The sequence below is a fragment of the Marivirga aurantiaca genome, from assembly GCF_016679925.1.
GTDB lineage: Bacteria > Bacteroidota > Bacteroidia > Cytophagales > Cyclobacteriaceae > Marivirga > Marivirga aurantiaca.
The window spans coordinates 1,180,195-1,192,148 of the sequence record NZ_JAEQBW010000001.1 but is presented as its reverse complement, the minus strand read 5'-3'; the positions used below and the strand labels follow the sequence as shown (position 1 = coordinate 1,192,148).

Below are 11,954 nucleotides of genomic sequence, written 5' to 3'. Positions count from 1 at the left end.
GGCTTTTTTCTAAGGGGGAGAGGTTTCGTAAATATTTAAATTCAGACAATAAAAAGACGCTGAGGCATGGGTAGTTTACGAATGGAGGGATAAATTTCAAGGTGTAATTAAACGCTCCCCCTTTTTAAAGGGGGATGAAGGGGGATTCTTGTTTACTTAAATAAAAATCCATATTTTTAATACCAATCAATACCCTCATTCATTGAAAAAGCCCTATTCAAATTATAATAAAAAGCTTAAACCTTTCGCCAGAGAACTTCGCACGTATGGAACACCGGGAGAGGCAGTTTTATGGAAGAACCTACTAAGTAGAAAGCAATTTTATGGTTATCAATTCAACAGACAATTTCCAATAGATAACTTCATAGTAGATTTTATCTGTAGGAAATTACATATTGTCATTGAGTTGGATGGTAAGTCGCATGAATATAAACAGGAAGAAGACAGGCAAAGAGACTTGATTCTAAAGGAGCTAGGATTCACAGTAATCAGGTTTTCAGAATTTGAAGTGCACAATGACATGAATAATGTAATTAGAACTTTAGAAGCTTACCTGCCTGAGTCCATGGTTGATTAGGTGCTGAGACTTAATTTTTGATTGGTCTTCAGATTGTCATAATCCCCCCTGCCCCCTTTATTCTAAGGGGGAGTGCTCCCGTACAATTTCGAAGTTGTTTTAAAGAAATAATATATCAGCTAAAAATAACTGCGGTCTAAAAGAGATTTTGAAACTTCTACTGACTCTCCCTTTCTTAAAGGGGATTCTTGCTTACTCATATGAAAATCCATTTTTAATATTACCTGCCTGAATCCATGGTGGAGTAGAATTTCAACCCTTTTACATAATTTTTGGTATTATCTTCGAATGACATAATCCCCAGCCCCTTTTTCTAAGGGGGAGAAATCTCGTAAACATTTAAATTCAGGTAATAAAAGACGCTGAGTCATAGATAATTTATGAATAGAAGATAAATTTCAAAGTGTGACTCTACGCTCCCCCTTTTTAAAGGGGGATTAAGGGGGATTTTACCTTATCTCTTGATTACTCAAATTTCCCTATCTTTGCCAAAAATTAATCTCATAATGTCAGAAATACAACCTTGCCCCAATTGTGGATCCGAATATGCTTACCCTAGTGGCTTATTAATGATCTGCCCGGAATGTAATCATGAATGGAACCCTGCTGAAGAGCCGAAAATTGAAGAAACAGGTTTAATTGTAAAAGATGCCAATGGCAACAGGCTGCAAGACGGTGATTCCGTTGTAGTAATTAAAAACTTGCCGGTAAAAGGTGCTCCACAGCCGGTAAAAGCAGGCACCAAAGTCAAAAATATCCGACTTACCGAGGGAGATCATAATATTGATTGTAAAATTGATGGTTTTGGTTCTATGGCTTTGAAATCAGAGTTCGTAAAGAAGGCTTAAGCTTATTTAAAATTGTTGGGGAAATATGAAAAAGAAGCTCCGAAGAGCTTCTTTTAGTTACTACCAATCTTGTCCTATTGATATGGTCAAATTAGCCGCAACACAGACCCGAAGGCAAATATAACCACAGATTGGGTGATAAAAACATTTCTGAAATCCATCTCGACAACCTGAGTAGGGTTTGGTATCGGAGAAATCATCAAAAGTATGGGCACTGCCGTCTCTTCTAATAATTGTCATAGAAGAAATAGTGCCACGCTGCACAGCAACATACATAATGCTTCCAGTAGAAGAATTTTTTGCTATTTGATGTCGGCCATCCTCAACACCTTTCAGGCTAAACTCTATCACATCGGATGTCCTTGCATTGACACTTTCCAATAGTTTGTCTTCCATCGCTTCCTGTGCCGGTGCAAATTCTTCTTCATTACCGCATCCAGTAAAAAGAATGGTGGTAAGAGCGATGAGTAAAAATACCCATACTGTAGATTTAATAGTTTTCATAATAATATTTGATTGAAATTTGGCTTACTCTTTTTTGGCTTTTCAGCATCCGCCATTTAATTGCAAGGTGCTAAAAATGATTTAGGCTGGCATTGCTGAATTGATGACAATAGTATTTAAATTGATAAATGTTATCTTTGGATTGATTCATTTCTGCCAATGACTAACAGTTTGAGCCTTTCACAAGGCTTCTGACGGTATTTTGACAGTATTAATAACCGTCTGACGCCTAGAGGAGATATGTCAAGCAATTAAAATATCAACTAATGTTTCAATACCCATAAATGTTTCTTAATTTTTGAATCCCATAGCTTGATCAGTAATATTTATGAAAAAAATCATCATAGGAATTTCCATTTTATTCATTATCCTAATTTCAGCCTATCTCTATTTTTTTCATTTCAAAACGATAAAAAAGAACAATCCATTAATGGCGGTGCCGGCTGAAGCCAGCCTGATTATCCAGATGGACAATCCTTTTGAGCAATGGCATGATATCACCAACAACAAAATCTGGCAATACCTCAAAACCAATCCCTACTTCCTGGAAATGGGCCACAGCATAGACAGCATGAATGCCGAAATGAAGGCTAATGAAACGCTTTGGGAGTTAGTGATGGGCAGGCCTATGGTCATTTCGGTGCATCAAACCAGACCCAACGACTATGATTTTTTGTACACTATAGATTTACAGCGTGCTACGCAATTCGATTTTATCAAAAATTATATCGGTGAATTAAGTGAAGATATTCATAAAGTATTTAACCGCACATACCATGGGCAGGAAGTCCTGGAGTTTGCTTTTGAAGATGATCCTACCACTTATTACCTGAGTATCCATGAGAACCTGCTGACGGTTTCTTCTACTCACACTTTAATTGAACAATCCATAGATCAAATGGGCGAACCTGTGTTGATCCGGGATCTTGATTTTATAGATGTAAGCAAGCAGCTGGATGGCAATGGTATTAAAATGTATGTGAATTATGCGCCCTTCTCCAAATTCATGCAGCAATGGATGGAGCCTGGAGAAGAAGAAAATCCCACTATGCTTGATGCGTTAAAGTACAGTAGTTTAACAATGGATGTTACGGATGAATACATCTCAATCAGCGGTTATTCAACCATTCGTAGGGAGCAAGCTAATTTACTGACTGCCTTAATCAATTCAGGTGAAGGTGATGTTTCTGTGGGTACCATCGTGCCGGATAATGTTTCCTATTTTATGAGCCTAGGCTTTAAAGAGGCACTGCATTTCTATAATGAAATGGAAAAGGTGCTGGCCGAAGCAGAGGATGGGGAGTCTTATCTGGAGAGCAAGCAAAAAATTGAGAAGTTTCTTAAAATCTCAATCAAAGATGATTTTTTAAGCTGGATAGACAATGAAATTGCTTTGATTCAGCTTAATTCCAACAGTGACAAAAACAAGGTAGAGCTGGCCGTGGCCCTCAAACACCAGGGAGCTGATGAAGCCCGGGAGCACCTGGATTTTATTAAACAACAGATCAGAAAAAAGACACCTGTTAAATTCAAAGGCATAAGCTATAAAGGGCATGAAATTCATTATTTGTCTATCAAAGGATTTTTCAAGATGTTATTTGGAAAAGCTTTTGCCGATATCGATAAACCCTACTATACTATTATGGAGGATTATGTGGTTTTCAGTAATTCGCCTAAAACATTAGGGAAAATCATTACTGCTGTGGTAGAAAAAAGCACCCTTGACCATAGCCAGGAGTATGCTAACTTCATGGAAAAGTTTAACTATGAATCCAATTTATTTATTTACCTGAGTTCAGAAGAGCTATTAAGTGATGCAAAACGACTGTTGGACAAAGAGAGCTGGGAAGCTTTAACTCCTCATCAAACCTATTTTAAAAGCTTCCCGATGATGGGATTGCAGTTCACCACAAAGGGCAAGCTCATCCGCCACCAATTGCAAACGAATTATCTCAACCACAAGCAAATAAGTGATTGGCGTGCTCTGGTGGAGCAGAGTAATTTTAAAGAGGTCCAGGAATTGGACAGTGCTGAAACTTCCGATGAGGATATTATTTCCATTGAAGACATTCTTCCTGAAGACCTTAACAGCAAATCCTTTACCGAGGAGTATTCAAATGGGCAATTAAAGTTTGAAGTATCACTCAAAGATGGTTTAAAGCATGGCCGCTATTATCAATATGACAGCGCAGGTAACTTATTGGTAAAAGGGAGGTATAAAGAAGATCAGAAAAAGGGAACCTGGAGATATTATGATAAAACCGGGGAGTTGTTGAGGAAGGAAAGGTTCTGATGAAGACACCCTTTTAAAGGGATAATATAAAAATAGAGCCTATTAGGCAATTACACGAGAATCATTTGTAACTACTTGAGGCTTCTCATGAAAAATAAATTTTCATTTAAAAACTAGATTAAGTTATTTTAATCAGTAGATATAGGAATTAAACTCGCCTATGAAACCTCGAAAAATAAGAGTTTTACTGAATATTGAGGTTTTCACTTAAATTTCACACCTCTTAAAACCATATTTTCTTCTCCTTTCTTTTGTTTTGATACAAAAGAAACAATGCCAAAGGCATCCCTTCGGGGAAAATCCCCGCTGTTGCGGGACAGGCAAGACAAAAAGATGCTCCCATACTGCAATTCAACGCGCTCCCCGCCTTTTTGTCCTTCCACCCGCTCTCTCGAGCAAAACTTGTCCCGGTAAGTCGGGAGTTTATTTGGTTTTCAAATATTGGAGTATTTATCAAGGCTACCCCAAATGACCCTTTAGAAAAGGGGAAGAAATAGCTTTTAAAGTCAGCTTATGAAAAAATAGAGTGATGGATAATTGCGAATTGAAGAGTCGATTTAAAAGTGTAATTGCACACTTCAATTCGCAGAAGATGGATTTCGACCTTATTCATCCAGAATACTTTTTAAATCTACTTCTGAGTAATTGATAGATTTCAAAGTCTTGTTATCAGCTTTGCGGTAGACTAAAAAACAGTCACTTTTTTGTTCAAAAAAAGCAGGCTGTCCTTTGGCTTCGTAGTGTGCAACAGTGGCTTTAGCTTCTTCTTCAGTGTGGCATACTTTGCTCATGTTGGAACGTTGCACTTCTGCAAAAAGCACTGAAAATTTTGCCCCCATACCAAATTCAAGTATAGCACCTGACAATACATATTGCAAATCACATAAAGCATCTGCAGCTTCTACCACATCATTATTGGCAATGGCTTCTTCCAATTCTTCCAGCTCTTCTTTAAGTAAACTAATCCTTAACTGTGCCCTTTTTTTATCTGGTATTTGTGGCTGATCTAAAATAGGGTGATTAAAAGTAGTATGGAATTGGGCTACGGAATTTAATGCTTCAGCTTCTTGCATTGATATAATAATTAAAGTAATGAAAGCTTAAAATAAGCTATTTCAACTGATTTATCCAATGGAATGAGTGAAGAAACATTTTAAGATATCACGAGTTTAAGCAGAAAAAAATCACTGAATAAGAATTTTAGAAAATCATTCTTCCTTAGAAAACTCAATTCTGAAGGTAATAATGAAGCAGTGGCTTTTGAGGAATAATTAACTACTTTATTTAGGCTCCTCATGAGGAATAAATTTCACCTATAAACTGCATATCCTTGATTTTATGAGTGTGTGTAAAAATTTAAATCTAAGTACAAAACCTCAAAAAACAGGAATTTCATTTAATATTAAGGTTTAAAGTAAATTTTATACATTTTTAAACCAAATTTTATTCTTCATCTTTTGTCTTGATACAAAAGATTGAAAAAATCAAGACAAAAAGATGCTTCTACGCTGCAATTCTACGCGCTCCTCGCCTTTTTGTCCCCCCACCCACTTTCTCGAGCAAAGTTTATTTGGTTTTCGAACATTGGAGCATTTATCAATAGTACCCTATTTAATCAAACTTTCAATAAAAAAAGCTGTCTCAGCAGAGACAGCCTTTTTTATTTACAATTTATCAATCCACTTCCTGAAAGCGTTCATCTCCACACATTCTTACTACTTTAGGCGTGAACTGGCCTACTACTTCCACCAGGTCTTGCTGTTGGGCCATCACCTCATGAATGTTCTTATAGACCATAGGTGCTTCATCCAAGCCTGAGCCGATTAAGGAGATACCTGCATTATTCAGGTGCTTCAAAACCTCTCTTTTAGAAAGTGTTTCCTTAGCCCTTCTTCTGGACATCACCCTTCCCGCACCGTGTGAAGCAGAATTTAAGGAGACCTGCTCACCTTTTCCTCTCACGATAAAGCCCGGTGAGGTCATAGATCCCGGAATAATTCCAAGCACGCCTTTTCCTGCCGGGGTGGCTCCTTTTCTATGTACAATGAGCTCTTTACCTTCTGCATTTTGCTCCTTCCAGGCAAAATTGTGATGGTTTTCAATCATTGCTAAGGGTTGCTCACCCAGAGAAGCCGCCATTCTTTCATGAATCTGGTGGTGACAGGCCGAAGCGTAGTCACCTGCTAAATTCATAGCCAGCCAATACTCCTGACCATCTTCGGTATCCAAATCCAGCCATGCCAAATGCTTAGCTTCACTTGGAAGCCTGCATGTATCCATAGCCAGTTTGGTATAGTGCCTTGCAATATTGGCACCCAAACCTCTGGAACCTGAATGCGTCAGAACTGCCAGGTATTTTCCTGCCGGTAATGCAAATTCATTTTCATCACTCAACAATTCAGTTATGCCAAACTCCACAAAGTGGTTTCCGCCTCCGGATGAACCGATCTGAGTAAAAGCCCTGTCTTTCAATGATTTCAAGATATTGATTTCATTAAATTCATTTCTATCCAGCACAGCATGTTCTTTAGGTCTCTTAAATACTGCATTACCAAATTTGGCATTTTCCATCAGCATTCCCTTCAACCTATCCACTTGTACCCTGTCAAAAACCGGAGCCAGATCATACAAAGTCATGCACATTCTACATCCGATATCAACACCTACGGCATAAGGAATCACTGCATTTTCTGTTGCCAAAACACCTCCAATCGGTAAGCCATAACCCTGATGAGCATCTGGCATTAAAGCACCTGCCCTTGTTACGGGTAGTTTCATGGCTATTTCCATTTGGTTCAGAGCACCCGGCTCTATCCCCTCCCGACCATATATAGGATAATCAATCCTGTTTTTAAGCAAATCAATGGTTTCATTGTGCTCAGTTTTTATGATCAAGGATTTAGCTACAGCACCTAATTGCTCATGTTTCAGGTATAAAGCAGGACTCTCAATTACCCTCTGGAGCAGTTCCAGTTTAAACTTTTTACTCTTTCCTTTATAATGCGCTTCCAGCGCTTTCATGGCAAAGCCAATCACTTTGCCCTCAGGATAGCCGATTTGTCGCAGGTCTTTGCCTGTTAGTTTTGTCGTTGCCATCTCCAATTTGTTTTAAATTTTTTAAACTTCGTTCTTTTAATATTTTGCCTTAATTCTTTGCTGGCATTGTTATCCATGCTATGCATTAAAGCTTTCCTGTAATATTTTATTGCTAAGCCAAAATCAGCCTGTTTTTCAGCCAGGTTTCCAAGAGTCTCGTAAATGAAATCTTTGTCAAGGTGGCCAGCATTTTCAGCTTTCTGCAATAAGCTGTTTACAGCATCGTATCTCTTTTTATCCATCAGTAATTCAACCAGTTGCCTGTAAGCATAATCACAGGTTGGGTCAAAGTACAGGCTCAATTCATAATGCCTAATGGCTTTTACTTCATTGAATTGATAATAGTGATACATCCATGCCAGGGTATAATGCAATTTTGCATAACCCGGTTCATCATATAAAGCATTGTATAATAATCGGGAAGCCAGATTGTAATCACCTTCAAATACGGCATCCTCAGCAAGGCTTATCAAGTATTCAATGCTTTCGTCATTAATTACCATTTTCTTACATTTTTTCACATTTTATATGTTAATGTTTTTAGTTAAGAAACTGGTTAAAACCTCAACCTTAATCCTTCTCCGAAGTGAGAAGGAGGTTGGCCTTAACTACAAAACATTAACTTAAATTTTACAGAACATTAGCTGAGTCCAATTTTAAAAATAAGACTCAGCCAATTAATTATTTAGTTGGAGCAAAGATACTTTTCAATTGATCGAGTACCTGACCGTTTCCGGAAACAGTAATCTCTCCAATTTTATCAGCAATTTTCTCTACATACTCCATTTCTTTCAACTTGAACAACATTTCGTTGCTTTCCATCAATTGAGCAGTGTTAAGCAAGCTTCTGGTTGAAGCTGTCTCTTCTCTTCTCATGATTACATTGGCTTGCGCCTGCTTTTGGGCTACTAAAACCTGGTTCATGATCTCTTTCACTTCTCCAGGTAAAATGATGTCCCTCACACCACAATCCATTACCTCCACACCCAAAGCTTTTGCTTTACTAGCTAGTGATTTCATCACAAAACCTCCGACTGACTCCTTATTTTCAAGCAATTCGTCTAAAGTAAATGTACCGATGAACTCCCTCAAAGCCAGTTGGGTAATGGTGTACAATTGCTTTTCAAAGTCCTTATTGACGATCATAGCTTTTTCAATGTCCACCACTTTGTATTGTGCCACAAAATTTACCCGCAATGCGGCTTTGTCTTTTGTGAGGATGTCCTGACCGACAAGCTCCAATTGCAACTGTCTCAAGTCTACTTTATCAACTTTCACCGGGGTACTGTTTTTCCAGAAGATGTACGTACCATTGGCTAAAATTTTCTCAAATTTTCCATCAATGTACAATACGCCTCTTTCGTACGATTCTACCACATAAACCCTGATATATGGAAGTACTTCCCTCCTTTCCAACACTGATTTTTCTACTTTTTCAGTGATTTCCACCTTGTTCAAATCAGCTTTGGTGAAAGTGTAGTTTATTACACCTTTCCAGAAAGCATATTTACCTACTGTTAATACAGTTTGGAACTTTCCATCTTCATATTGAAGAGCAATTTCATGATCCTGTACTTCCACTACCTCCAACATTTCAGCAAGCTTCTCATCTCGCAAGAGAATATTAAGCGATATAGCTGAATGGAAAGGCCTGGTCATGTTGTATTGAACCAGCTCTTCAAAAGGTGAAATCCACCATGTGCCTTCAGTGAGCACTCGCTTATAGTCTCCATTACGGAAAACCAAGCCCACTTTTCCTGTATTGATTCTTTTCCTTTGCATTTTTAATCAATTTTGCTTTTACACTTTTTATATAATCACTGGTCCAATAATTTCATTTAATAAAGCAACTAAAGCTTCTGCTATCGGTTAAAGCGGAAGTCTGATTGAGTAATCGTAATTTCTGATCGTTCCTTTTTCCCAATTACCCCACTATTCAACTACACATTTATCTTGGGTTGAAAGAAGGATCAAAAGTTCCTCTCACGGTATCCTCAGGCTTCAAAGCCATTTCCAACTTTTTGAGTTTGCTCATCTTGGCGAGTAAACAAAAGCATACACTTTAGCTGCTTTTAGGTGCCTTGTTTTAGAAGCAGGCTACTTCAATCGGATGGATTTTCAGTCCATTGCGTATACCAATTCCGCCATCTGCCTTACGACAGAGTGGGACTCGAACCCACATTGACTCTGTTGTTCTACCACTGAACTACCCCAATATCACTATTGGGAGAAGGATTCGAACCTTCGACCCACAGCGTGGTGAAAAATGCGCCAGTTAAAAGCGGTATACACATATCTAAAAGGTATGTGCACCGGGGTGCTCTACAGAAACACATCCCATAAACCTTTAACTTTCACTTTTCCACTACTTCTACCCCTTTCAGAGTGAGAAGATCTTTATTGAAGCCTTTTGCTTCATATGAAGTTGCCCGGCAAGGATTCGAACCTTGATTACCGATATCAAAAACCGATGTCCTACCATTAGACCACCAGGCATTGCTAATAAGTTAAGACCATTCTCCTTCTCACTTTGGGGAAGGATGTAAGGATGGGGCTTTAAACAAAGCTTAACTTATTAGTATTTGCCCACCAGGCAATTGGTTACTTTACTAAAAATTGAGCATAAAAAAAGCCCCATCCTTTTCAGGACAGGGCTTTATACAGCAGTTACTGTAAAACCTCGTTATCCTGAAAATTCATATATGATTTGATCTTGCAGAAATACTTTTTCCTGTTTTGAAGAGGACATACCTCTCCCCTGATTAAAATCACGTAAACCAAATATTCTTCTGTATTTATCCATAAGCATAAATGAGCTATAAATAAAAAAACCCGAACCATATGGCTCGGGTTTCTTAATTTATTTTTAGTAAATTACTTCTATCCAAGCCAATACCTCCCCAAATCCGCAAACGGATTACTTTTGGGTAGTTCTAAACAAATGTTATGTTGTATATATTGACGCATATCTCTTTTTTATTACGCTGCAATGTTCGGAAAGATTTTTCAATAAACAAAATATTATTTTGATTTTTATTCTTTTTGGAATTAGTCCAGATAATTAAATTACCTATTAATTTATATATTGAATACAATCACCATTTTATTTTTCATAAACCACCTTAAACTCCACCCTTCTGTTGTGTTCCCGGCCCTCCTGTGAGCTGTTATCTTCCAAGGGGTCGGATTCACCCATTCCCATTACTGTAAATCTATCTTGGTCCACTCCTCTTTTCACTAGGTATTCCTTTACTATCCCTGCCCTTTTTAATGAAAGTTCCTGGTTGACGTTTTCCGGCCCCAGGTTGCAGCTATGGCCTTTCAGTTCTATATTGAAGTTTTCCTTGTTTATTAAAATGGTGACCACTTCATCAAGAAATGCTTTTGACTCGTTATCCAGGTTTTCTGAATTAAAGTCAAACTTTACAGTCCGGGCGAGAACGGCTTCTTCAGCTACGGTCAGACTTTCTCTACGCTTAGTATCAGGGGATATTGGGAATGTTTCCTGTTCGGATTGCTCCCTTATGCTACTAGGTATTTCTACATCCTCATCATTTTTTGGAAGTTCTTGAAGAGGTTTTTGTGGTTCTGTTACAACCACTTCTTCTGTTATTTCTTCCTCTTTCTTCTCTACAGGTTCAGCTATTGGCTGACTGTTTTTGTCAAAGGAAGGTTTATTTTTCTTCTTCAATCTGTATGAAATGGCCAGTTCCACAATGCTATTCTGTGCTTTGCTTAGGTCTGTACCTACTGGTTGGTCAAAACTTGCGGCAATGGTAAAGTGGGGTTGCTCGTATGCCAGGGAAAACACACCTAAATGGTTGGTGTTATACCATATGCCCAACTCTATTTTATGAGTACCTTTTTTGTTTAGCTCATAACCAAATCTTGAACCCAGGTTGAAAAAGTGGGTACCGACCTGGCCAACCCACCTTGCATTAGGTATTACAGAAAAAAGTGTATTATGGTAGACTCTATAGCCAGCTGTGCTTTTAAATATCATAGGCAAATCATCACCTTCATTACTGGCGAGTGATACATTGGGTTTATTGATATTAAATATGGAAGCCCCAATAAATGCCTTTTCCAAGCCTGCCCCATCTTTTACTTTATAGTAGAGCCCTCCGCTAAAAGCAGGATAGGCCTTTCTCACCTGTAAGGCAGCATCCCCTGAAACTGCTCCTGGATTAAAAACCCCATCCACATATTGATCGTCAGTGGTATAATTGTCACCCGGATTTCGTTGAAAATATCCAGCCTGGATACCCAGACTAAGTGCCGAGGTGGTGGTAGTCTGAAGGCTATAAGCCAGACCCGCCATCCCACCATTGATGGTGAGGATATCAGAAGATTGATTATTTAAAAAACTGGCTGCAGCCACCAACCTGTGTCTTCCAATATAAACCGGATAGTAGGCTGAAAAAGAGGAAGTAGTAAAGTTTTTATCCAGGTCTATGGCCTGATTACGGTAATTGAACATGATACGCACATCTTCTTCAGCACCTATCCTTCCGGGGTTGGTGAAAGTCGGACTGTAGTGATACAGACTAAAATTAGGCTCCTGTGCATGTGTTTCAAAGTTTAAAAACATGAAAACCACCATACATAAAGGGAGTAATTTCTTATTAAACATCAT

9 protein-coding genes and 1 tRNA gene are annotated in these 11,954 nt (G+C 38.4%); 3 read left to right on the top strand and 7 right to left on the bottom strand.

Annotated features, from left to right (window positions below; translation table 11 throughout):
• Window positions 1-202 precede the first annotated feature (202 nt).
• Window positions 203-577 (top strand): endonuclease domain-containing protein, encoded by a 375-nt coding sequence (locus tag JKA74_RS04960; RefSeq protein WP_201430040.1) that lies wholly within the window; start codon window positions 203-205, stop codon window positions 575-577.
• Between the two features lie 506 nt (window positions 578-1,083).
• Window positions 1,084-1,425 (top strand): zinc ribbon domain-containing protein YjdM, encoded by a 342-nt coding sequence (locus JKA74_RS04955; protein ID WP_201430039.1) that lies wholly within the window; start codon window positions 1,084-1,086, stop codon window positions 1,423-1,425.
• Between the two features lie 60 nt (window positions 1,426-1,485).
• Here the strand turns inward: JKA74_RS04955 and JKA74_RS04950 are convergent, their stop codons facing one another.
• Complete coding sequence (locus JKA74_RS04950) at window positions 1,486-1,929, bottom strand: hypothetical protein (protein ID WP_201430038.1); 444 nt, start codon at window positions 1,927-1,929, stop codon at window positions 1,486-1,488.
• Between the two features lie 328 nt (window positions 1,930-2,257).
• On the opposite strand from JKA74_RS04950, the gene JKA74_RS04945 reads away from it, so the two are divergent.
• Window positions 2,258-4,222 (top strand): DUF3352 domain-containing protein, encoded by a 1,965-nt coding sequence (locus JKA74_RS04945; RefSeq protein WP_201430037.1) that lies wholly within the window; start codon window positions 2,258-2,260, stop codon window positions 4,220-4,222.
• Between the two features lie 605 nt (window positions 4,223-4,827).
• Here JKA74_RS04945 and JKA74_RS04940 read toward each other — a convergent pair.
• From JKA74_RS04940 to JKA74_RS04915, 6 genes are all read right to left on the bottom strand, one after another.
• On the bottom strand, window positions 4,828-5,295 hold the full coding sequence (locus JKA74_RS04940) for a pyrophosphohydrolase domain-containing protein (protein ID WP_201430036.1): 468 nt from the start codon (window positions 5,293-5,295) through the stop codon (window positions 4,828-4,830).
• Window positions 5,296-5,896: 601 nt separating this feature from the next.
• The gene (locus tag JKA74_RS04935) at window positions 5,897-7,318 is read right to left on the bottom strand and encodes an RtcB family protein (protein WP_201430035.1); all 1,422 of its coding nucleotides are present in this window, start codon (window positions 7,316-7,318) and stop codon (window positions 5,897-5,899) included.
• Entirely contained in the window at window positions 7,300-7,839 is a 540-nt protein-coding gene (locus JKA74_RS04930) for a tetratricopeptide repeat protein (protein WP_236587503.1), read from the bottom strand. Before JKA74_RS04930 ends, JKA74_RS04935 begins: the two co-directional genes overlap by 19 nt.
• Before the next feature lie 160 nt (window positions 7,840-7,999).
• Window positions 8,000-9,100 (bottom strand): slipin family protein, encoded by a 1,101-nt coding sequence (locus JKA74_RS04925; RefSeq protein WP_201430033.1) that lies wholly within the window; start codon window positions 9,098-9,100, stop codon window positions 8,000-8,002.
• Between the two features lie 643 nt (window positions 9,101-9,743).
• Window positions 9,744-9,814 (bottom strand) — tRNA-Gln (locus JKA74_RS04920).
• Between the two features lie 607 nt (window positions 9,815-10,421).
• Entirely contained in the window at window positions 10,422-11,954 is a 1,533-nt protein-coding gene (locus tag JKA74_RS04915; protein ID WP_201430032.1) for a PorP/SprF family type IX secretion system membrane protein, read from the bottom strand.